Raw genomic sequence first — 22,998 nt, forward strand, 5'->3', positions numbered from 1 at the left:
GTAGGTCATGAAACTTGAGTTCTCAATTTATCGCTATAACCCGGACGTCGATAACGCCCCGTATATGCAGGATTACACGTTAGACGCGGAAGAAGGCCGGGATATGATGTTGCTGGATGCTCTCATCTTGCTAAAAGAAACAGATCCGACACTGTCGTTTCGTCGCTCATGCCGTGAAGGGGTGTGTGGCTCCGACGGTCTGAATATGAATGGCAAAAATGGGCTGGCGTGTATTACCCCCATCTCGGCTTTGCAAAAGGGCAATAAGAAGATTGTGATTCGCCCCTTGCCAGGGCTGCCAGTGGTGCGGGATTTAGTGGTCGATATGGGGCAGTTTTATACTCAGTACGAGAAAATTAAACCTTACCTGTTGAACGACGGCAAAAATCCGCCAGCACGCGAGCATTTACAGTCTCCGGAACAGCGCGAAAAACTCGATGGTCTGTATGAATGCATCTTGTGCGCCTGTTGCTCAACGTCTTGTCCGTCCTTCTGGTGGAATCCGGATAAATTCGTTGGCCCGGCAGGGTTACTGGCTGCCTACCGTTTCCTGATTGATAGCCGTGATACCGAAACACCAGCACGATTAGATGATCTGGACGACGCTTTTAGTGTTTTCCGCTGCCATAGCATCATGAATTGTGTCAGTGTTTGTCCTAAAGGCCTTAACCCGACCAAAGCGATTGGCCACATCAAGTCTATGTTGTTACAACGCAGCGCATGATCGCTGTAACAATGATAGTTGCAACCTAGTGCATGATGTGAGTTTATTAACCTGGGGAATGGTTTCCCCAGGTTGCTTCAAGGTAGGGAATCTCTAAAAACCGGCAAGTTGTCTGTTTCTAGAGGTTCCTTGAACGGGACCGTTAAGGTCCATAACAGAACATGCATTGAGCATGTCGAGTGAACCGTTTTTACGGCAAACCGTTGATATTACGGTGTATATGTTAACCACGGCGAAAACTGAAGCTTCAAAGCTTAAGGGATCATGATGCAGAACGGCGCAATGAAGGCCTGGCTGGATTCCTCCTATCTGGCGGGCGCGAACCAGTCCTACATAGAGCAGCTCTATGAAGACTTTTTAACCGATCCTGGTTCCGTTGATGATAGTTGGCGTTCAATTTTTCAACAACTACCGACGACGGGTGTAAAACCTGATCAGTTCCACTCTCAAACGCGTGAATATTTCCGTCGCCTGGCGAAGGATTCCACGCGTTATAACTCATCTATCAGCGATCCTGAAAATGATGCCAAGCAAGTTAAGGTGTTGCAGTTAATCAACGCCTTCCGCTTCCGCGGCCATCAACATGCCAACCTTGACCCACTCGGTTTGTGGAAGCAGGAGTCGGTTCCAGACCTTGATCCTGCCTATCACCATCTAACCGAAGCCGATTTCCAGAACACCTTCAATGTAGGTTCTTTTGCCATCGGCAAAGAAACCATGAAGCTGTCTGACCTATATGCAGCCCTGAAACAAACCTACTGCGGTTCGATTGGCGCTGAATATATGCATATCACCAACACCGAAGAAAAACGTTGGCTTCAGCAGCGTATTGAATCGGTGGTCGGGAAACCCACCTTCAGCGATCAAGAGAAGCGCGGTTTTCTGAACGAACTGACGGCCGCCGAAGGGCTGGAACGCTACTTAGGGGCAAAATTCCCCGGCGCGAAACGTTTCTCACTTGAGGGCGGCGATTCGCTGGTCACCATGCTGAAAGAGATGATTCGCCATGCCGGTAAAAACGGTACGCGCGAAGTGGTACTGGGGATGGCGCACCGTGGCCGCCTGAATGTACTGATCAACGTCTTGGGTAAGAAACCCGCAGATTTGTTTGATGAATTTGCCGGTAAGCATAAAGAGCATCTGGGCACCGGTGACGTCAAATATCACCAAGGGTTCTCTTCCGATGTGGAAACCGAAGGTGGCCTGGTTCACCTGGCGCTGGCCTTTAACCCATCCCATCTGGAGATTGTCAGTCCGGTCGTTATCGGTTCTGTACGTGCGCGTCGTGACCGTCTGGATAAAGCCCGCAGTAATATGGTATTGCCAATCACTATTCACGGTGATGCGGCGATCACCGGCCAAGGTGTGGTGCAAGAAACCTTGAACATGTCACAGGCTCGCGGCTATGAAGTGGGCGGTACTGTGCGCATCGTTATTAATAACCAGATTGGCTTCACTACCTCGAACCCTCTGGATGCGCGTTCTACCCAATACTGCACCGATATTGCCAAAATGGTGCAGGCACCGATTTTCCACGTTAATGCTGACGATCCGGAGGCGGTGGCATTTGTTACCCGTCTGGCGTTGGATTTCCGTAACACCTTTAAACGTGACGTAATGATCGACCTGGTTTGCTACCGCCGTCATGGGCATAACGAAGCCGATGAGCCAAGTGCTACGCAGCCCGTGATGTATCAGAAGATCAAAAAACACCCGACGCCGCGCAAAATCTATGCTGACAAGCTGGTAGAACAAAGTATCGCCAGCCTGGAAGATGCCACGGAAATGGTCAACCTGTACCGTGATGCATTGGATCGTGGTGACTGTGTGGTGGAAGAGTGGCGTCCGATGAATCTGCAATCCTTCACCTGGTCGCCTTATCTGAACCATGAATGGGATGAAGAATATCCAAGCAAAGTTGATATGAAACGCCTGCAAGACTTGGCGCGCCGTATCAGCCATGCACCAGATGCTATCGAAATGCAGTCTCGTGTTGCCAAGATCTATGGCGATCGTGCCTTGATGGCCAGCGGTGAGAAGCCGTTTGACTGGGGCGGTGCTGAAACATTGGCTTACGCCACTCTGGTCGATGAAGGGATTCCGATTCGTCTGTCGGGTGAAGATGCCGGGCGTGGGACTTTCTTCCATCGTCATGCGGTAATTCACAACCAGAAGAATGGCTCGGTTTACGTGCCTTTGGCGAATTTACACAACGGGCAGGGTGAATTCCAGGTCTGGGACTCCGTGTTGTCAGAAGAGGCGGTATTGGCCTTCGAATATGGTTATGCCACCGCAGAACCGCGTACCCTGACTATCTGGGAAGCGCAGTTCGGTGACTTCGCCAACGGTGCTCAGGTGGTTATCGACCAATTCATCAGCTCTGGCGAGCAGAAATGGGGCCGCATGTGTGGCCTGGTGATGCTGTTGCCTCATGGCTACGAAGGGCAAGGGCCGGAGCACTCCTCCGCGCGGCTGGAACGCTACCTGCAACTTTGCGCCGAGCAGAACATGCAGGTGTGTATTCCGTCAACGCCTGCACAGGTTTACCACATGATCCGCCGTCAGGCGTTACGTGGTATGCGCCGTCCGCTGGTGGTGATGTCACCTAAGTCATTGTTGCGCCACCCGTTAGCCATATCATCTCTGGATGACCTGGCGAATGGCAGCTTCCTACCGGCCATCGGCGAAGTAGACGAGCTGGACCCGAAAGGCGTCAAGCGTGTGGTGATGTGTTCAGGCAAAGTGTATTACGACTTGCTGGAACAGCGGCGCAAGAATGGGCAAACCGATGTCGCTATCGTGCGTATCGAGCAGCTTTATCCGTTCCCACACCAAGCGGTACAAACGGTGTTGGAACAATTTGCTCATGTTCATGATTTCGTTTGGTGTCAGGAAGAGCCTCTCAACCAGGGTGCCTGGTATTGCAGCCAACACAACTTCCGTGAAGTGATTCCATTTGGTGCATCTCTGCGTTACGCAGGCCGCCCGGCATCCGCTTCACCGGCCGTTGGATACCTTTCCGTACACCAGAAACAACAACAAGCTCTGGTTAATGACGCGCTGACCGTTGAGTAGCGAGCCGGTTAACATATAAAGGATAGAGAATGAGTAGCGTAGATATTAATGTTCCTGACCTCCCTGAGTCTGTCGCCGATGGCTCTGTTGCAACCTGGCATAAAAAACCGGGCGACAGCGTCAAACGTGACGAAGTTCTGGTTGAGATTGAAACAGACAAAGTGATTCTGGAAGTTCCGGCCAGTCAGGACGGTATTCTGGATGCTATTTTGGAAGATGAGGGTGCCACCGTGATTTCGCGTCAGGTGCTGGGCCGTATTCGTCCAAGTGACAGCTCTGGCAAACCGAGCGAAGAGAAGAGTCAGAACACGGAATCCACACCGGCTCAGCGTCAGACTGCCAGCCTGGTAGAAGAAAGTAACGATAGCCTCAGCCCGGCAATCCGCCGCCTGATTGCTGAGCACTCTCTTGATGCATCTGCTATCAAAGGCAGCGGTGTGGGGGGGCGTATCACGCGTGAAGATATCGATAGCCATTTGGCCAATCGCAAAGCAGCTCCCATTGCCGCGCCTGAAGTAAAAGTTGAGGCTGCTGCTCTTGCTAGTCGCAGTGAAAAACGTGTGCCAATGACTCGCCTGCGTAAACGTGTGGCCGAGCGTCTGCTGGAAGCGAAAAACAGCACCGCCATGCTGACCACGTTTAACGAAATCAACATGCAGCCAATTATGGATCTGCGCAAGCAGTACGGTGAAGCTTTCGAGAAACGCCACGGTGTGCGTCTGGGCTTTATGTCCTTCTATATCAAGGCGGTGGTTGAAGCGTTGAAACGCTATCCAGAAGTGAATGCTTCTATTGATGGCGAAGATGTGGTTTACCACAACTACTTTGATGTCAGCATTGCCGTTTCTACCCCGCGCGGTTTGGTGACACCCGTTCTGCGTGATGTCGATACACTGGGCATGGCTGATATTGAGAAGAAAATCAAAGAACTGGCTGTGAAAGGTCGTGACGGCAAACTGAAAGTTGAAGAGCTGACCGGCGGTAATTTCACCATTACCAATGGCGGTGTATTCGGTTCACTGATGTCGACTCCGATTATTAACCCACCACAAAGCGCGATCCTTGGTATGCACGCCATTAAAGATAGGCCAATGGCGGTCAATGGTCAGGTCGTTATCCTGCCGATGATGTATCTGGCTCTCTCCTACGATCACCGTTTGGTCGATGGCCGCGAATCCGTGGGCTATCTGGTGACGGTGAAAGAGATGCTGGAAGATCCGGCTCGCTTACTGCTCGACGTATAAAAAAGATAAATGACAAGGTCAGTCTGATTGCACGGTGTTAATGACCCGCCGCCCTGCAATCAGGCTACCTGCCAGGCTTTTGCCCAACTCAGACCTTATATGGATAGAACATCATGAATTTACACGAATATCAGGCAAAACAACTGTTTGCTCGGTATGGTATGCCAGCACCAACTGGCTACGCTTGTACTACACCGCGTGAAGCAGAAGAAGCCGCATCTAAAATCGGTGCTGGCCCGTGGGTGGTTAAATGTCAGGTTCATGCAGGTGGCCGCGGTAAAGCGGGCGGCGTGAAAGTTGTTAACAGCAAAGAAGAGATTCGTGCTTTCGCTGAACAGTGGCTGGGTAAAAAACTGGTGACTTACCAGACGGATGCCAACGGCCAACCGGTTAACCAAATTCTGGTTGAAGCCGCAACTGATATTGATAAAGAGCTGTATCTGGGCGCGGTTATTGACCGTAGTTCCCGTCGTGTGGTGTTTATGGCATCTACCGAAGGCGGCGTTGAAATTGAGAAAGTCGCTGAAGAGACACCGGAACTTATTCACAAAATCGCACTGGATCCGTTAACTGGCCCACAATCTTATCAAGGGCGCGAACTGGCATTTAAGCTAGGTCTGACTGGTAAACAAGTGAATCAGTTCACTAAGATCTTTATGGGCCTGGCAACACTGTTCCTGGAACGTGACCTGGCGATGGTTGAGATCAACCCGCTGGTGATTACCAAACAAGGTGATCTGATCTGTCTGGATGGCAAGCTGGGTGCTGATGGTAACGCCTTGTTCCGTCAACCAGAACTGCGTGAAATGCGTGACCCAAGCCAGGAAGACAAGAACGAAGAGCGCGCAGCACAGTGGGAACTGAACTACGTTGCATTGGATGGCAATATTGGTTGCATGGTGAACGGCGCTGGCCTGGCAATGGGCACGATGGATATCGTGAAACTGCATGGCGGCGAACCGGCTAACTTCCTTGATGTTGGCGGCGGTGCCACTAAAGAGCGCGTGACTGAAGCGTTCAAAATCATTTTGTCTGACGATAAAGTGAAAGCGGTTTTCGTTAACATTTTCGGCGGGATTGTGCGTTGTGACCTGATTGCTGACGGCATTATTGGTGCGGTTGAGGAAGTGGGTGTCAACGTGCCAGTGGTAGTGCGTCTGGAAGGGAATAACGCTGAACTGGGTGCCAAGAAACTGGCAGACAGCGGTTTGAATATCATTGCTGCGACCAGCCTGACAGATGCGGCTCAGCAAGTTGTAGCAGCAGTGGGGGCTAAATAATGTCTATTTTAATTGATAAAAACACCAAAGTTATTTGCCAGGGTTTTACCGGTAGCCAAGGGACCTTCCACTCCGAACAAGCTATTGCTTATGGCACAAAAATGGTTGGCGGTGTTACGCCAGGTAAAGGTGGAACCCAGCATCTGGGCCTGCCAGTGTTTAATACCGTACGTGAAGCGGTAGAAACAACCGGTGCCACTGCCTCTGTTATCTACGTCCCAGCACCGTTCTGTAAAGACTCGATTCTGGAAGCGATTGATGCAGGCATCAAATTGATTATCTGTATTACTGAAGGCATCCCAACACTGGATATGCTGGTGGTAAAAGTTAGACTGGAACAGTCTGATGCGCGGATGATCGGCCCGAACTGCCCTGGTGTGATTACCCCGGGTGAATGTAAGATTGGCATCATGCCGGGCCATATTCATCTGCCGGGCAACGTGGGGATCGTCTCCCGTTCAGGCACACTGACCTATGAAGCGGTAAAACAAACCACGGATATCGGTTTCGGTCAGTCAACGTGTGTTGGTATCGGTGGCGACCCGATCCCGGGTTCTAACTTTATCGATATCCTGAAGTTATTCCAGGAAGATCCACAAACTGAAGTCATCGTAATGATCGGTGAAATCGGGGGTAACGCAGAAGAAGAAGCGGCGGCTTATATTAAAGAGCACGTAACCAAACCTGTGGTGGGATATATCGCCGGTGTGACTGCACCAAAAGGTAAGCGTATGGGCCACGCGGGTGCCATTATTGCTGGTGGTAAAGGAACGGCGGATGAGAAGTTTGCTGCGCTGGAAGCTGCGGGTGTGAAAACCGTGCGTAGCCTGGCTGAAATTGGTAATGCGGTGAAAGCGGTTTACTAAAGTAATAAATAGCATCAGTGCACTGGTTTCAGTGTTAGCTCGACACCTGGAGGCCACCTTGCGGTGGCCTTTTTAATGTCTAATCAGAACTTATTTAACGCGGTAATTAATGCAATATCAGTTTGAGCCTGTTGTTTGGCCTGTTCACTGCTTGCTGTGGTGGCTTGCTGTTGCAATGTTGCTAAAGCAGCTTGGTAGCTGGCTTTATCTTTAAATATCTTATCGTTGACATTAATAGACGCGATGTTGGTATAGCGGCCATCAGCGGTGGTCGGCACGGAAATCATCCCATAGTTAATCAACTGTTTAACAATTTGTCGCTCTTTTTCAAAGCCTTCCAGCCCTACCAGATGCCAGCGCTGCTGTGGTTTACCTTGGTAATTTCCGTCTTTTACCTCAATGAGGTAACGTATCGTTAGGTTACGAATAGTGCCTTCTTCTTCACCATATTGCACTTTACTGTCTGACAATATAGGGAATTTCTGCCCTTCAAGTACCCCCCCTTTCTGTGTCAGATGGCCCATCCGGTAACTGTTCATTCCCAGATGAATCGGGGTGCTATTTGAGACTGGCGTGCCGTCATTGAGGCGCAGATCGGTGATGCGCGAGCCTGCTGGTTGCCGTAAATCAATGGTGTAGGTCACGCCATCAAAGAAATCGTTAGTAGAGTATTTAGAGGCACGGCGTTGCGGGTTAAAGCTGTAGGTTACATCGCCCGGTTTAACCTGATTAAAGTAATCAGCCGACCATTCCATATACTGTTTCAACTCTTTGCCGGTGAGGGCGTAAACGGTAATCTCACCACCGGCATATTGATAGTTATATGCAATATCTTTGGCTTTAATATCACCCACATCTAACTTCGGACGGTCATTATCAATCTGTAAGGCAATAACCTGTGCCTGAGGCGCGAAGTGGTGAGCGGCCTCCTGATACAAGGCGCTGATACCCGTGTCCTGAATATGAACCTGAGGAATACCTTTAATTTCATCTGTCGGCACCAAATTGATGCCGCTCAACTTGGCAATTACCCGATTAGCATTGGCACGTAAAATATCATGGTAGGGCTGATAAAGGCTTTCCAGCGTTTTATCTGACTCGATATCTTTGATGGGATAGGTATAACTGTCTTTATCGATAAGATAATATTTACCTTCACGCCGCTCGAATTTCAGGTCTATACGAGACAGCGCACGGCCATATTTATCCGGCTCAGTTATAATGACACCATTGACCACTGCTTTATCGATTTTTACGTGCATGTGACCTGCAATAATAGCTGCCAGTTCGGGGTTAGCTTTAGCAATATCACCTACACCGGTTCCAGGGCGCTGGTTTTCATTATCAATCCCCATATGAGCGACTAGCACGATGGCATCGACTTGTGGCTGAAGTTGCTGAATGACCTTTTTCACTTCCTGAACCGGATCGGTAAAATGAATGCCATTAATGCGGTCTGTGCCTTGGGCGAACTCCGCAGTCATCGGGGTGTCCATACCGATAATGCCAATTTTTACGCCCTGACGCTCAATGATTTTGTAAGAGGGCAGGTAGGGTTTACCTGAATCCCAGAAGATATTGCCCGCCAGTGCGGTGCCGTTAAATTGTTTTAGTGAGGTGCGAAGCACCTTCAGGCCGAAATCAAACTCATGGTTACCCATCACCCAGGCGTCGTATTTTAAGGCATTAAAGCCCAGGATCATCGGGCTGATCGGCTCATTTTTAAAAGATTCAACAAAGTTGCCCTGAAGAGTATCACCGGCGTCGACCAGTATTATATTCGGCTGTTCGGCGCGTATTTTCCGTACTTGAGTGGCAATCTGACTCAGGCTGCCAGCCATATTTTGACTGTCGCTGGCATAGTCCCACGGCACGAAAGTACCATGTAAATCAGAGGTGCCCAGAACGATGATATCGACCTGATTTGCGGCCAGAGACGCGGTGCTGATACAGAGTAAAGTGGTGAGTGCTATTCTTTTCATTGCAGAGGTTTCTATATTTTATAATGTCGTAGCATTTTATCATGCAACAAAATGGCAACACTTGCTAACGCTTCCCTCAGGATGAACTAATATAGTCATATAAAACTCAGAATTGTGATTTTACTCACCCTGAATCTTATAAATTTAAACGTTAATCTGGATCGCATAATAGTGACGTAATAAGGCATTAAATAAACCTTAAAACTACATTTTCTTAACACTCGTGGATTATAAAAAAACAATTGAACTTTTAATTAACATGAAAAAGAATTAATTGTTCTAAATCAAGTTTTGATTATGGCAATAATGTTCATATGGGCTTAAATTGTTCTGGATCAAACTACGGCATGATAGGTAAATGGCCTATTTGTTGACCTGTATCCAGAACTCAACGCTGGGTCACGTAAAATCCTATTTATTGTGTGGGATTAGAAGCGTACTATTACCGCGGTGTAATACTGGGTAGTTGATATTGTTATTTTTGTTGTGTTTTTTTGGGCATTCACTGCTGGTAATTATACCCAAAGAAGTTGGCGTTGCAGGTAGGCAGTATGCGAATGAACGCGATGAGCTTACTCGTGTAAGTGATCCGTGTGAGTGAAGGCAGCTAACACCCCTGTGGTTTCAAATTCGAAAGGTATATGAGGCTTCCAATATAACGGAGGCCCGGTTGCCGCAAGTCGGAGTCTTCGTGCGAGGAGCAAGGAGTCAAGATGTTTGATATTGTCGAACTGTCAAGGTTACAGTTTGCCTTAACGGCAATGTACCATTTCTTATTTGTCCCACTAACGCTGGGTTTGGCGTTTATGTTGGCCATTATGGAATCGGTTTATGTGCTGTCTGGCAAACAAATCTATAAAGATATGACCAAATTCTGGGGCAAGTTATTTGCGATTAACTTTGCCTTGGGTGTTGCTACTGGTCTGACTATGGAGTTCCAATTCGGAACTAACTGGTCATATTTCTCTCATTACGTCGGTGATATCTTCGGGGCCCCTCTGGCAATCGAAGGTTTAATGGCGTTCTTCCTGGAATCTACTTTCGTCGGTCTGTTCTTCTTCGGTTGGGATCGTCTGAGTAAACATGAGCATTTGGCCGTAACCTGGCTGGTTGCATTAGGTTCTAACTTCTCTGCGCTGTGGATCTTGGTTGCCAACGGCTGGATGCAAAACCCGATTGCATCTGACTTCAACTTTGAAACCATGCGTATGGAAATGCTGAGCTTCTCTGAACTGGTTCTAAACCCAGTGGCACAGGTGAAGTTCGTTCACACTGTGGCAGCAGGGTATGTGACTGGTGCGATGTTTGTTCTGGGTATCAGCTCTTACTATCTGCTGAAAGGCCGTGATATTGCGTTTGCCAAGCGTTCCTTTGCTATTGCTGCGAGCTTTGGTCTGGCTGCCGTGTTGTCTGTTATCGTGCTGGGTGATGAATCCGGTTATGAAATGGGTGACGTGCAGAAAACCAAACTGGCTGCAATTGAAGCTGAATGGGAAACCCAACCTCCTCCGGCAGCCTTTACGCTGTTTGCTATTCCTAATCAGGAAACAATGGAGAACCGGTTTGCCATTCAGATCCCGTTCGCATTGGGCATTATCGCAACCCGCTCACTGGATACCCCGGTAACTGGCTTGCGTGATTTGATGTCTCAACATGAAGTGCGTATCCGTAATGGTATTCAGGCTTATCACCTGTTAGAGCAACTGCGTGCGGGTAATACCTCTCCAGAAGTGCGTGAAGCCTTTAATAAAGCAAAACAAGATCTGGGCTACGGTCTGTTACTCAAGCGCTATACGCAAAACGTAACAGATGCGACAGAAGAGCAAATCCAGTTAGCGGCCAAGGACTCAATTCCACGCGTTCTGCCACTGTACTTTGCTTTCCGCATCATGGTGGCTTGTGGCTTCCTGATGTTGCTGATCATCGGTCTGTCGTTCTATAACGTGGTTCGTGGCCGGATTGGTCAAAAAAAATGGCTACTACGCGCTGCCCTGTTCGGTATGCCATTGCCGTGGATTGCAGTAGAAGCAGGTTGGTTTGTGGCTGAATATGGCCGTCAGCCTTGGGCCATCGGTGAAGTGCTGCCAACAGCAATTGCAAACTCATCGGTTACTGCTGGGGATATCTTATTCTCAATGGGGCTGATTTGTGGTCTGTACACGCTGTTCCTGGTGGCAGAGATGTACCTGATGTTCAAATTCGCGCGCCTTGGGCCGAGCAGCCTGAAAACCGGCCGCTATCATTTTGAACAGCCGACTGCCCCAGTGCAGGAAGCACGGTAAACAGGAGTCCACTTATGTTTGATTATGAAGTATTACGATTTATCTGGTGGCTGCTGATCGGTGTGCTACTGATTGGTTTCGCAGTCACCGATGGTTTCGATATGGGTGTCGGTATCTTGCTGCGTATCATCGGTAAGAATGATACAGAACGTCGTATTATGATTAACTCGATTGCCCCTCACTGGGATGGTAATCAGGTTTGGCTGATAACTGCGGGTGGGGCACTGTTTGCGGCCTGGCCAATGGTGTATGCAGCGGCATTCTCCGGCTTCTATATTGCGATGATTCTGGTGCTGGCTGCGTTATTCTTCCGCCCGGTCGGTTTCGATTACCGCTCTAAGTTGGAGAACAACCGCTGGCGCAATATGTGGGACTGGGGCATTTTTACTGGTAGCTTCGTGCCTGCGGTGGTGTTCGGTGTGGCGTTCGGTAACTTACTGCAAGGCGTGCCGTTCCATATGGACAGCTACATGCGCCTGTTCTACACCGGTAATTTCTTCCAGTTGCTGAACCCGTTTGGTTTACTGGCCGGTGTGGTCAGCTTAACCATGTTGGTAACGCAGGGGGCAACTTACCTGCAAATGCGTACCCGTGGTGAGTTACACCTACGTGCCCGTGCTGCGGCGCAGATTTCCGCTCTAATAATGGGTGTTGCCTTCTTGCTGGCCGGTATCTGGTTAGTTAAAGGCATTGATGGTTTTGTTATTACTTCAGCTTTGGATACCGCAGCTGAATCTAATCCGATGCGCAAAGAAGTTGCACATCAGGCAGGTGCGTGGTTGATTAACTTCAACAAGTATCCGAGCCTGTGGGCGCTGCCAGCGCTTGGGGTGATTCTGCCGCTGTTTACCATTTTGCTGTCGCGCTTTGAAAAAGGGGCTTGGGCCTTCGTATTCTCATCACTGACCATTGCCTGTGTGATCTTGACTGCTGGGGTAACGATGTTCCCATTCGTCATGCCATCAAGCACAGTGCCAAATGTCAGCCTGACCATGTGGGATGCGACATCTAGCCTGTTGACGCTGAAAGTGATGACTGTTGTTGCGATAATCTTTGTTCCTCTCATCCTGATCTACACCAGTTGGTGTTACTACAAGATGTTCGGGCGCATTGATAAAGACTTTATCGAAAACAACAAGCACTCACTGTACTAAGGAGCATAAAGCATGTGGTATTTTGCCTGGATTTTAGGGACACTTCTGGCCTGCTCCTTTGGTATCATTACTGCTCTGGCGCTGGAGCAGAGTGAAGCCAATGCAGCAGCCAAAGCCGCGAATGATGGCGATGACGATGTTGTCCGATAAGTTATATGAACTAATGGATAAGGGCCCCTTACGGGCCCTTTCACTGGTGCTCGCATTTGCTGTGGCGTTTTGTGTGTTCTGGGACCCTTCGCGTTTTGCGGCGGCAACCAGCTCACTTGAAGTCTGGCAAGAGGTGTTTATCGTGTGGGCGGTGTGTACCGGTGTGATTCATGGGGTTGGTTTTCGCCCTAAGCGGGTGTGGTTGCGTGCTTTCTTCTCACCACTTCCTGCAATTGTTTGCTTGGGCGCAGGTTTATTCTACTTTTTCGCTTAATCTAACAGCGATTCGCCTAATCTAAATACAATCTCTCCTTTATGGGCCGCCTGGCCCATAATTATTTTCGTTCTATTCTTGCAAGTGATTCCAAAGCGTAACGCTCTTCAGTATAGTGTGTCCGTTAACTGCATTACTGGGAAGTAAAGTGAGTAATACGTTGTTTCGATGGCCGGTTCGTGTCTATTTTGAAGACACCGATGCGGGTGGCGTGGTTTATCACGCACGCTATGTTGCCTTTTACGAAAGGGCGCGCACTGAAATGTTGCGCCAACGCAATTTTCATCATCAGCAATTGTTCAGCGAGCATGTCGCTTTCGCTGTCCGCCGCATGACGGTAGAATATCTGGCACCTGCACGTCTTGATGATATGCTAGACGTTCAGAGTGAAATTACCGCAATGCGTGGGGCTTCTCTCACGTTTGCTCAACGAATTCTCGACACACATGGCAATCTTCTGAGTAGTGCGGAAGTATTGATCGCATGTATCGATCCACACCAAATGAAGCCAAAAGCGCTTCCTAAGTCTATTGTCGCGGAGTTTAAGTAGTGGCTGACATGAACATTCTGGATTTATTCCTGCAGGCAAGCCTATTCGTTAAGCTTATCATGCTGGTATTGATGGGCTTTTCTATTGCTTCATGGGCGATCATCATTCAGCGAACGCGTATTCTGAATGCTGCCACCCGCGATGCAGAAGCTTTCGAAGACAAATTTTGGTCCGGCATTGAGCTGTCTCGCCTGTATCAAGAAAGTCAGGCTCGCCGTGATACGCTGGGTGGTTCCGAGCAAATCTTCCATTCTGGGTTTAAAGAGTTTGCTCGTTTACATCGCGCAAATAGCCATGCACCAGAGGCGGTGATTGACGGTGCCTCCCGTGCCATGCGCATCTCTATGAACCGTGAATTAGAAGCGCTGGAAACTCATATTCCATTCCTTGGTACAGTAGGTTCCATTAGCCCGTATATCGGTCTGTTTGGTACTGTATGGGGGATTATGCACGCCTTTATTTCTCTGGGTGCAGTAAAACAGGCGACATTGCAAATGGTCGCACCGGGTATTGCTGAAGCATTGATCGCCACGGCGATAGGTCTGTTCGCCGCAATCCCTGCTGTTATGGCTTATAACCGCCTGAATCAGCGTGTGAATAAACTTGAGCAAAACTATGACAACTTCATGGAAGAGTTCATTGCTATTCTGCATCGTCAGGCTTTCGCCAGCGCCGAGAGCAAATAAGTAGGGGGTTGTATGGCGCGAGTACGTGGTCGTAAACGTCGCGAGCTTAAGTCTGAAATTAACATTGTTCCCTTACTGGACGTTTTGCTGGTGCTATTGCTGATTTTTATGGCGACAGCGCCAATTATCACGCAAAGCGTTGAGGTTGATCTGCCTGATGCAACTGACTCAAAAACAGTCTCCAGCGATGATAACCCACCGGTGATTGTTGAAGTTTCAGGTGTGGGGCAATATACGTTGGTGGTTGATCATCAGCGGATGGAGCAACTGCCGTCAGAACAAATAGTGGCAGAGGCGCAGGCCAGATTGAAAGCGAATCCGAAAACCGTGTTCCTGATCGGCGGCGCAAAAGAGGTTCCTTATGATGAAATCATCAAGGCGCTGAATATGCTGCATCAGGCGGGTGTGACGTCGGTGGGCTTAATGACCCAGCCGATATAAATTTGCGTTGATATTGGCTGTGGTGATAGTTCGCGACAGCTAATAGATACTCTGTTTTTAGCAATTCCGTTTTTTAGCAATAGAGCGCGGACATCGAGAGTGGAAATCGAGCGTGGGTAAGGCAACCGAGCAAAATGACAAGCTGAATCGCGCCGTTATTGTTTCGGTGGTTCTGCACATCATATTGATTGCCCTGTTGATTTGGGGCTCTTTGACGCAGACGACTGAAATGGGCGGCGGTGGCGCTGGCGGCGAAGTGATTGATGCTGTCATGGTCGATCCGGGCGCGGTGACTGAACAATATAACCGTCAGCAGCAACAGCAGACGGACGCTAAACGTGCGGAACAGCAACGCAAAAAGAAAGCTGATCAGCAAACAGAAGAATTGCAGCAAAAACAGGCCACTGAACAACAACGCCTGAAAGAACTGGAAAAAGAGCGTTTGCAAGCACAAGAAGATGCTAAGCAGGCGACGGAAGAACAGAAAAAACAAGCCGCTGAACAGCAGAAACAGGCCGCTGAGCAACAGAAAGTTGCCGCCGCCGCCGCTGCAAAAGCCAAAGAAGAGCAGAAACAGGCAGAAGCCGCGGCTGCTCAGGCCAAAGCGGAGGCTGACAAAATAGTGAAAGCCCAAGCTGACGCACAGAAGAAAGCCGCAGAATCGGCCGAGAAGGCGGCAACTGAAGCCGCAGCTAAGAAAGCGGCTGCGGATGCTGAGAAGAAAGCTGCCGCTGATGCTAAAAAAGCCGCCGCTGCTGAAGCCAAGAAAAAGGCTGCCGCAGACGCTGCAACGGCAACCGATGTAGATGATTTGTTTGGCGGCCTGGCAAACTCCAAGAATGCACCGAAAAGCGGTTCCGGTGCAGGCGCTGCCGCAGCCGGTAAAGGTGGCGGCAAGAAGAGTGGGGCGTCAGCGGGGGATATCAGCGGTTATTTAGGCCAGGTCACTGCGGCAATCCAAAGTAAATTTTATGATGCGGATCTTTACAAAGGCCGCACCTGTAATCTGCGAATTAAATTGGCACCAGATGGTCTATTAATTGATGTTAAAGCTGAAGGGGGCGACCCGGCATTGTGTCAGGCGGCCATCGCCGCCGCAAAACTTGCTAAAATACCTAAACCGCCAAGTCAGGATGTTTATGAAGTGTTTAAGAATGTTCCACTTGATTTTAAACCGCAATAAAGTTTGATTAAGAAGGACATACTGCAAGTAAACCGGACATATCACGTTGTTAATCGCCCCGTGGATTATGTAGTTTTGTTTGCGTTGGTTTGTTAAAATTCTGCTAATTATCGCGGGCATCCCGCTCGGATAAGGGAGATAAGATGAAGCAGGCATTTCGAGTTGCGCTAGGCTTTTTAGTTTTATGGGCTGCTGTTTTACATGCAGAAGTCCGAATTGAGATTACCCAAGGGGTAGATTCAGCTCGTCCGATTGGGGTTGTTCCGTTCAAATGGATGGGGCCGGGCACACCACCTGAAGAAATTGGCGCTATCGTGGGTGCGGATTTACGTAACAGTGGTAAGTTCAATCCAATTGATGCGGCTCGTATGCCACAACAGCCCTCAACTGCAGCGGAAGTCACCCCTGCTGCCTGGACTGCGCTCGGTATTGATGCCGTGGTTGTCGGCCAGGTTCAGCCAAGTGCTGATGGCAGTTATGTGGTTTCTTACCAGTTAGTGGATACTTCTGGTGCTGCTGGTAGCATTTTGGCGCAGAATCAGTATAAAGTGACCAAACAATGGTTACGTTATGCCGCGCATACTGCCAGTGATGAAGTTTTTGAAAAACTCACCGGAATTAAAGGTGCTTTCCGTACCCGTATTGCTTATGTTGTGCAAACTAACGGCGGCAAGTTCCCACATGAATTACGGGTTTCTGATTACGATGGCTACAACCAGTTTGTGGTTCACCGTTCTCCTCAACCTTTGATGTCACCGGCCTGGTCTCCAGACGGTAGCAAAATTGCTTATGTGACGTTTGAGAGTGGTAAATCAGCGCTGGTTATTCAGACGCTGGCAAATAGCGCAATCAAGCAAGTGGCGTCGTTTCCTCGCCATAATGGTGCGCCAGCCTTCTCACCCGACGGTACTAAACTGGCCTTCGCTTTGTCGAAAAGTGGTAGCCTGAACTTATATGTTATGGACTTAGGCTCTGGCCAAATCAGTCAGGTGACCGATGGCCGTAGCAATAACACTGAACCAAGCTGGTTCCCGGATAGCCAGAATCTGGCCTATACCTCGGATCAGGGCGGTCGTCCACAAGTGTATAAAGTGAATATTAATGGCGGTGCGCCTCAGCGAATCACATGGGAAGGTTCTCAGAACCAGAACGCAGATGTGAGTCCTGATGGTAAGTTCCTGGTATTGGTTAGTTCCAATGGTGGGGCGCAACACATCGCCAAACAGGATCTGGAAACGGGAGCCGTTCAAGTATTAACGGACACGTTCCTGGATGAAACGCCAAGTATAGCGCCGAACGGCACCATGGTTATCTATAGCTCGACACAAGGGCTGGGAGCCGTGTTACAGCTGGTCTCGACTGATGGGCGTTTCAAAGCGCGTCTTCCGGCAACTGATGGACAGGTCAAATTTCCTGCCTGGTCGCCGTATCTGTGATGCATGTGTAAATACGTATGTATGGCAAACTATAAAAGGATCAAAGAGATGCAACTGAACAAAGTGCTAAAAGGGCTAATGTTGGCTTTGCCAGTTCTGGCAATCGCTGCTTGTAGTTCTAACAAAAGCGCAAATAATGACCAATCTGGCATGGGCGCTGGCACTGGTACAGAAAACAGCAGCAACCTGTCTTCCGAAGAGCAAGCACGTCTTCAGATGCAAGAACTGCAAAAGAACAATATCGTTTACTTCGGTTTCGATAAATACGATATCGGTTCTGACTTCGCTCAAATGCTGGATGCACATTCTGCATTCCTGCGTAGCAACCCATCTTACAAAGTTGTTGTTGAAGGCCACGCGGATGAACGCGGTACGCCAGAATACAACATCGCGTTGGGCGAGCGTCGTGCAAATGCGGTGAAGATGTATCTGCAAGGTAAAGGCGTTTCTGCTGACCAGATCTCTATCGTTTCTTACGGTAAAGAGAAACCAGCAGTACTGGGCCATGACGAAGCAGCATTTGCTAAAAACCGTCGTGCAGTTCTGGTTTACTAAGAGAATCGCATGAACAGTAACTTCAGACGTCACTTGGTGGGTCTGTCGTTACTGGTTGGCGTAGCGGTCCCTTGGGCCGCTACTGCCCAAGCGCCAATCAGTAATGTCGGTTCCGGCTCGGTAGAAGATCGAGTCACTCAACTTGAGCGTATTTCCAACGCTCACAGCCAGCTATTAACTCAACTTCAGCAACAACTGTCAGATTCGCAACGCGATGTTGATAGTTTACGCGGTCAGATCCAAGAAAATCAGTATCAGCTCAATCAAATCGTTGAGCGGCAAAAACAGATCTACCAGCAGATGGATAGCCTGAGCGGTGGTCAGGGGGCGTCAGGTTCAGCCTCTGCGGCTGCTGGTGCTGCGGCGACAGGCAATGCTGCCACTGGAAGTAGTGATACGGCCGCAGCAGCTTCTACAGCGGCACCTGCGGCAAGTGGCGGTGATGAAAACAGCGACTACAATGCAGCGGTTTCTTTGGCACTGGAAAAAAAGCAATATGATCAAGCGATCACAGCTTTCCAGAGCTTCGTGAAACAGTATCCAAAGTCGACTTACCAACCTAATGCCAATTACTGGCTAGGGCAGTTGTATTACAACAAGGGTAAGAAAGACGATGCTGCCTATTATTATGCTGTTGTCGTAAAAAATTATCCAAAGTCTCCAAAAAGTTCAGAAGCGATGTTTAAAGTTGGGGTGATCATGCAGGATAAAGGCCAAAGCGATAAAGCGAAGGCGGTTTATCAACAAGTGATTAAGCAATATCCCAGCACTGATGCTGCTAAACAGGCACAGAAACGTTTATCTGCTCTTTAGTCTTTTCTGGCCCAGTAATTGGACATATTGACTAATTACTGGGCTTTGGCGAACGAAGAACAAGCAGTTAGACGTCTTTACAGAAATTTAAGTTGCACTGTGAAGAGAAATTAGTAATATATGCCGCCGTTGCCAAGATAACTTGTAAAACGTTAAAGCAACAGGAAATTATCGTCCGCAGTAAACATAATGGGTCGTTAGCTCAGTTGGTAGAGCAGTTGACTTTTAATCAATTGGTCGCAGGTTCGAATCCCGCACGACCCACCATTATGTTTGCCGCAAAGAATTAAGCAGTACCGCATGACAGCGGGTCGTTAGCTCAGTTGGTAGAGCAGTTGACTTTTAATCAATTGGTCGCAGGTTCGAATCCCGCACGACCCACCATTATGTCGAGTTAGCAGGGTAGCAAATCGCAGGGATGAGAGCCGTAAAGGTTCGAGCCGAGCGAAGCGAGACAACAACGCGTAGCGTTGACCCGAAGGGCGAGTTCGCAGGACGAGTCATCCCGCACGACCCACCATTATGTTTGCCGCAAAGAATTAAGCAGTACCGCATGACAGCGGGTCGTTAGCTCAGTTGGTAGAGCAGTTGACTTTTAATCAATTGGTCGCAGGTTCGAATCCCGCACGACCCACCATTATGTCGAGTTAGCAGGGTAGCAAATCGCAGGGATGAGAGCCGTAAAGGTTCGAGCCGAGCGAAGCGAGACAACAACGCGCAGCGTTGACCCGAAGGGCGAGTTCGCAGGACGAGTCATCCCGCACGACCCACCATTATGTTTGCCGCAAAGAATTAAGCAGTACCGCATGACAGCGGGTCGTTAGCTCAGTTGGTAGAGCAGTTGACTTTTAATCAATTGGTCGCAGGTTCGAATCCCGCACGACCCACCATTATTTCAAGTACCGTAATACCTCCCAAACTCAGAAGCCGCATACTACCCAATATCGTGTGGGTGAGACCCTGCGTTCAGGTTCGAGCCGAGCGAAGCGAGACAACAACGCGCAGCGTTGACCCGAAGGGCGAGTCCACAGGACGAGTCATCCCGCACGACCCACCATCAGAGACACCCTCTCCCGGCTATACCTTCCTGGTCATATGATTTATACTTCTCATTCCAGCAACCCAAACAGATCCCTATAATCATCTGATATTCCCTCCACCGCTCAGCGCCCCCTTATTTTTAACTCCATTAAACATTTTTGCCATTCTGAGACAAAATTTGGCGACTTTTAGCTAATTTTTGGTTATTTTGTTTAGGATAAAAAACAAACCAATCTTACTGGCAGCCTGAGAGATACGGTGGCTCCGGAATCACTGGCAATAGAGATGTGAGCGATGAGCGAAACCTTTGATGTGAATGCGGCTATTTACCCATTTCCTGCACGGCCCGTCCTGCTTGATGCAGATGAAAAAGCTTTTTACCGTGAGAAAATCAAAACACTGTTAAAACAGCGCGATGCCGTGTTGGTCGCTCACTATTATACCGACCCTGAGATTCAGGCATTGGCCGAAGAAACCGGCGGTTGTGTCGCCGATTCACTTGAGATGGCGCGTTTTGGCAGTAACCACCCAGCATCGACTTTACTGGTTGCAGGTGTGCGTTTTATGGGGGAGACGGCCAAGATCCTTAGTCCAGAGAAACAGGTATTGATGCCGACTCTGAATGCAGAGTGTTCACTGGATCTGGGCTGCCCGGCTGATGAATTTGCTGCATTTTGTGATAGCCATCCTGAGCGCACCGTGGTGGTGTATGCCAACACCTCAGCAGCCGTTAAAGCCAGAGCTGACTGGGTGGTGACCTCCAGTATCGCGGTTGAGCTGATTGAGCATCTCGATAGCTTGGGTGAGAAGATAATCTGGGCACCGGATCGGCATCTGGGCAATTACGTCCAGAAGAAGAGTGGTGCCGATGTGTTGTGCTGGCAGGGGGCGTGTATCGTCCATGACGAGTTTAAAACTCAGGCGCTGGCCCGGATGAAAGCGTTACACCCTGATGCCGCTGTGTTGGTTCACCCAGAGTCGCCACAAGCTGTTGTCGATATGGCTGATGCTGTCGGTTCGACCAGCCAACTGATTATGGCGGCAAAAAACCTGCCACAGAAGAAACTGATTGTGGCGACTGATCGCGGCATCTTTTACAAAATGCAGCAGGTATGTCCGGATAAAGAGTTATTCGAAGCACCAACCGCAGGTGAAGGGGCAACATGTAGAACGTGCGCCCACTGTCCCTGGATGGCAATGAATGGCCTCAGGGCCATTGCTGAGGGGTTGGAGCAGGGCGGAATGATGCATGAGGTTCATGTTGATGAAGAACTGCGTCAGCAGGCGCTGATACCGCTCAATCGTATGTTGGATTTTGCCAACCAGTTGAAGCTACAGGTCAAAGGCAACGCATAAGCATCTATACTCGTCATACTTCAAGCTGCATATGCGTTGGCCGCGCTCAATCACCCGAATCACTTACTACAGTAAGCTCGTCGGGATTCATTCGCTTGCCGCCTTCCTGCAACTCGAATTATTTAGAGTATATTCACTACTGTATTAACAGCAAAAGGATAGCCAGATGGATTTCTTTAGTACCAGTAACATATTGGTTCATATTCCGCTGGGTACAGGCGGGTATGATCTTTCATGGATTGAAGCAATAGGTACGCTGTTTGGGTTGCTGTGTATCTGGTTTGCCAGCAAAGAGAAAATCATTAACTACTTGTTTGGGTTGATAAACGTAACGTTGTTCGCGGTCATTTTCTTTCAGATCCAACTCTATGCCAGCTTGTTATTGCAGTTATTTTTCTTCGTTGCCAACATCTACGGTTGGTATGCCTGGAGTAAACAAACCTCGGATAATCAGGCTGAATTAAGAATTCGCTGGCTGTCCTTGCCGAAAGCATTGGCGTTGGCGGTGGTTTGTGCGGCGGGTATCACCTTAATGACACTGTATATCGATACGGTATTTGCCTGGTTAACCCGTGCGGCGGTGACGGTGATGCAGAGTCTGGGGGCGAATGTGCAAATGCCTGAGTTACAACCTGATGCCTTTCCGTTCTGGGATTCCACCATGATGGTATTGTCGATTGCAGCCATGATTCTGATGACGCGTAAATATGTTGAGAACTGGCTGATTTGGGTGGTGATCAATGTGATCAGTGTGGCAATTTTTGCCTATCAGGGGGTGTACGCAATGGCGCTGGAGTATGTCTTGCTGACGCTGATTGCTCTGAACGGTTCGTGGTTGTGGATTAAGAGTGCGGCGCGAAATCATTCACGCCCGCTGTCGACTCAGGATCAGTAACCACTCAGTCAGGCCACTTTTACGGGTATCCCGTTGAAGAGTGGCCTGCTTGCGATTAATGATGATGGTTATGGCTTGGTGCCGAGGGCGCTTGATTAATGGCACAATCGGGCGCTGCGCAACGCTGGTACTCCATTTGAATGGTGGCGTGGCCAATGTGGTAATGATGCAATAAATGGTGTTGGATACGTTGTAGCAACTCATCGTTATCCCGAGGGGGGATTACCTGTACATGGAGCGTCATCAGCCGTTGCTCACCCACTTGCCATAAATGGACATGATGTACATCGCGAACTTCATAAATATTGGCACATAAATCTTTGCGCAGTTTGGCGATATCAATCTCTTGCGGCGCACCTTCCAGTAATTCGTGGAAACTCTCTTTTAGCAAGCGCCAGGCACTGCGCAGCACCAGTATTGAAACTAACACTGACAAAATGGGGTCAATAGGCGTCCAACCGGTCGTCAGTATCACCAGCGCGGCAATGATAGCGCCTACTGAGCCGAGTAAGTCACCCAGCACATGTAACGCAGCAGCCCTGACATTGATATTCTTCTCTTCCTCTCCGCGATGCAGTATCCAAAAGCAGAAAATATTCGCAAATAACCCCGCAATGGCGATGATTAACATCGGCACGCCCATCACCTCATGGGGTGAGAAAAAGCGGCGAGCAGCTTCCCAGACAATCAAAACCACGATAAGCAATAATGCGGCTGCATTGACAAATGCGGCCAGAGTCGTTAGCCGCAGATAGCCAAAGGTATGGCGGGAATCAGGTTTACGCTGAGAAAAATGCACAGCCATTAACGCGATGAATAATGCGGCCGAATCAGTCAGCATATGTCCGGCATCGGCCAGTAGTGCCAGAGAGCCTGATAACCAGCCACCAATGGCTTCTGCCACCATAAACACGGTGGTGACTGCGAAGGCTATCAGCAGGCGGCGGCTATTGCGGTCTTGTGGGAGCAGTGAAGAGAGTCCAGCCATTGTTGTTCCTTTGACCGTTAAAT

20 protein-coding genes, 4 tRNA genes and 3 other RNA genes are annotated in these 22,998 nt (G+C 49.2%); 25 read left to right on the forward strand and 2 right to left on the reverse strand.

The window, feature by feature from the left end:
• The first annotated feature begins 7 nt into the window (after nt 1-7).
• The 5 genes from AT01_RS18735 to sucD all read left to right on the forward strand — a co-directional run bounded on the left by AT01_RS18735 (nt 8) and on the right by sucD (nt 7,189).
• Nucleotides 8-724, forward strand: a complete 717-nt coding sequence (locus AT01_RS18735; RefSeq protein ID WP_004700687.1) for a succinate dehydrogenase iron-sulfur subunit — start codon at nt 8-10, stop codon at nt 722-724.
• A gap of 267 nt (nt 725-991) precedes the next feature.
• Entirely contained in the window at nt 992-3,799 is a 2,808-nt protein-coding gene (gene sucA, locus AT01_RS18740) for a 2-oxoglutarate dehydrogenase E1 component (protein WP_042548214.1), read from the forward strand.
• Between the two features lie 29 nt (nt 3,800-3,828).
• A complete protein-coding gene (gene odhB, locus AT01_RS18745; RefSeq protein WP_004700683.1) occupies nt 3,829-5,043 on the forward strand; it encodes a 2-oxoglutarate dehydrogenase complex dihydrolipoyllysine-residue succinyltransferase in 1,215 nt (404 codons plus the stop codon).
• A gap of 113 nt (nt 5,044-5,156) precedes the next feature.
• Nucleotides 5,157-6,323: an ADP-forming succinate--CoA ligase subunit beta gene (gene sucC / locus AT01_RS18750; protein ID WP_042548215.1), complete on the forward strand. Its 1,167-nt coding sequence runs from the start codon at nt 5,157-5,159 to the stop codon at nt 6,321-6,323.
• Nucleotides 6,323-7,189: a succinate--CoA ligase subunit alpha gene (gene sucD, locus AT01_RS18755; RefSeq protein ID WP_042548216.1), complete on the forward strand. Its 867-nt coding sequence runs from the start codon at nt 6,323-6,325 to the stop codon at nt 7,187-7,189. Before sucC ends, sucD begins: the two co-directional genes overlap by 1 nt.
• An 83-nt stretch (nt 7,190-7,272) precedes the next feature.
• On the opposite strand, the gene AT01_RS18760 is transcribed toward sucD, so the two are convergent.
• Nucleotides 7,273-9,171, reverse strand: a complete 1,899-nt coding sequence (locus AT01_RS18760) for a bifunctional metallophosphatase/5'-nucleotidase (protein WP_042548217.1) — start codon at nt 9,169-9,171, stop codon at nt 7,273-7,275.
• A 713-nt stretch (nt 9,172-9,884) separates the two neighbouring features.
• On the opposite strand from AT01_RS18760, the gene cydA reads away from it, so the two are divergent.
• The 20 genes from cydA (at nt 9,885) to pnuC (ending at nt 21,987) form a co-directional block, all read left to right on the forward strand.
• Nucleotides 9,885-11,453: a cytochrome ubiquinol oxidase subunit I gene (gene cydA, locus AT01_RS18765; RefSeq protein ID WP_004700680.1), complete on the forward strand. Its 1,569-nt coding sequence runs from the start codon at nt 9,885-9,887 to the stop codon at nt 11,451-11,453.
• Between the two features lie 14 nt (nt 11,454-11,467).
• Nucleotides 11,468-12,607 carry a cytochrome d ubiquinol oxidase subunit II gene (gene cydB, locus AT01_RS18770; RefSeq protein ID WP_004700679.1) on the forward strand — a complete coding sequence of 380 codons (1,140 nt, stop codon included), beginning with the start codon at nt 11,468-11,470 and terminating at the stop codon, nt 12,605-12,607.
• A gap of 12 nt (nt 12,608-12,619) precedes the next feature.
• The gene (gene cydX, locus AT01_RS18775) at nt 12,620-12,757 is read left to right on the forward strand and encodes a cytochrome bd-I oxidase subunit CydX (RefSeq protein ID WP_004700677.1); all 138 of its coding nucleotides are present in this window, start codon (nt 12,620-12,622) and stop codon (nt 12,755-12,757) included.
• Nucleotides 12,744-13,031 (forward strand): cyd operon protein YbgE, encoded by a 288-nt coding sequence (ybgE, locus tag AT01_RS18780; protein WP_186367025.1) that lies wholly within the window; start codon nt 12,744-12,746, stop codon nt 13,029-13,031. The genes cydX and ybgE overlap by 14 nt, the downstream gene beginning before the upstream one ends.
• Nucleotides 13,032-13,179: 148 nt before the next feature.
• Complete coding sequence (gene ybgC / locus AT01_RS18785; protein ID WP_042548218.1) at nt 13,180-13,581, forward strand: tol-pal system-associated acyl-CoA thioesterase; 402 nt, start codon at nt 13,180-13,182, stop codon at nt 13,579-13,581.
• Nucleotides 13,581-14,267, forward strand: coding sequence for a Tol-Pal system protein TolQ (gene tolQ / locus AT01_RS18790; RefSeq protein ID WP_004393307.1), 687 nt, complete (start codon nt 13,581-13,583; stop codon nt 14,265-14,267). Before ybgC ends, tolQ begins: the two co-directional genes overlap by 1 nt.
• Nucleotides 14,268-14,279: 12 nt before the next feature.
• The gene (gene tolR / locus AT01_RS18795; RefSeq protein ID WP_004700671.1) at nt 14,280-14,708 is read left to right on the forward strand and encodes a colicin uptake protein TolR; all 429 of its coding nucleotides are present in this window, start codon (nt 14,280-14,282) and stop codon (nt 14,706-14,708) included.
• A gap of 112 nt (nt 14,709-14,820) precedes the next feature.
• Entirely contained in the window at nt 14,821-15,891 is a 1,071-nt protein-coding gene (gene tolA, locus AT01_RS18800; protein ID WP_042548219.1) for a cell envelope integrity protein TolA, read from the forward strand.
• A gap of 143 nt (nt 15,892-16,034) precedes the next feature.
• Complete coding sequence (gene tolB, locus AT01_RS18805; RefSeq protein WP_004700665.1) at nt 16,035-17,327, forward strand: Tol-Pal system beta propeller repeat protein TolB; 1,293 nt, start codon at nt 16,035-16,037, stop codon at nt 17,325-17,327.
• 48 nt (nt 17,328-17,375) lie between these two features.
• A complete protein-coding gene (gene pal, locus AT01_RS18810) occupies nt 17,376-17,882 on the forward strand; it encodes a peptidoglycan-associated lipoprotein Pal (RefSeq protein ID WP_042548220.1) in 507 nt (168 codons plus the stop codon).
• 9 nt (nt 17,883-17,891) lie between these two features.
• A complete protein-coding gene (cpoB, locus tag AT01_RS18815) occupies nt 17,892-18,695 on the forward strand; it encodes a cell division protein CpoB (protein ID WP_042548221.1) in 804 nt (267 codons plus the stop codon).
• Nucleotides 18,696-18,886: 191 nt separating this feature from the next.
• A tRNA-Lys gene (locus tag AT01_RS18820) sits at nt 18,887-18,962 on the forward strand.
• 41 nt (nt 18,963-19,003) lie between these two features.
• Nucleotides 19,004-19,079 (forward strand) — tRNA-Lys (locus tag AT01_RS18825).
• A 14-nt stretch (nt 19,080-19,093) separates the two neighbouring features.
• A non-coding RNA gene (locus AT01_RS21150) (RtT sRNA) lies at nt 19,094-19,215 on the forward strand.
• A 41-nt stretch (nt 19,216-19,256) separates the two neighbouring features.
• Nucleotides 19,257-19,332 (forward strand) — tRNA-Lys (locus tag AT01_RS18830).
• Nucleotides 19,333-19,346: 14 nt separating this feature from the next.
• Nucleotides 19,347-19,468: non-coding RNA, RtT sRNA (locus AT01_RS21155), on the forward strand.
• 41 nt (nt 19,469-19,509) lie between these two features.
• Nucleotides 19,510-19,585: transfer RNA gene (locus AT01_RS18835), tRNA-Lys, on the forward strand.
• Between the two features lie 42 nt (nt 19,586-19,627).
• Nucleotides 19,628-19,752: non-coding RNA, RtT sRNA (locus AT01_RS21160), on the forward strand.
• 278 nt (nt 19,753-20,030) lie between these two features.
• Nucleotides 20,031-21,092, forward strand: a complete 1,062-nt coding sequence (gene nadA / locus AT01_RS18840) for a quinolinate synthase NadA (RefSeq protein ID WP_042548222.1) — start codon at nt 20,031-20,033, stop codon at nt 21,090-21,092.
• 166 nt (nt 21,093-21,258) lie between these two features.
• Nucleotides 21,259-21,987, forward strand: coding sequence for a nicotinamide riboside transporter PnuC (pnuC, locus tag AT01_RS18845; protein ID WP_042548223.1), 729 nt, complete (start codon nt 21,259-21,261; stop codon nt 21,985-21,987).
• Between the two features lie 55 nt (nt 21,988-22,042).
• Here pnuC and zitB read toward each other — a convergent pair whose 3' ends face one another.
• Complete coding sequence (zitB, locus tag AT01_RS18850; protein ID WP_042548224.1) at nt 22,043-22,975, reverse strand: CDF family zinc transporter ZitB; 933 nt, start codon at nt 22,973-22,975, stop codon at nt 22,043-22,045.
• Nucleotides 22,976-22,998: the final 23 nt, after the last annotated feature.

Source organism: Yersinia aldovae 670-83 (assembly GCF_000834395.1).
In the GTDB taxonomy this organism is placed as follows: domain Bacteria; phylum Pseudomonadota; class Gammaproteobacteria; order Enterobacterales; family Enterobacteriaceae; genus Yersinia; species Yersinia aldovae.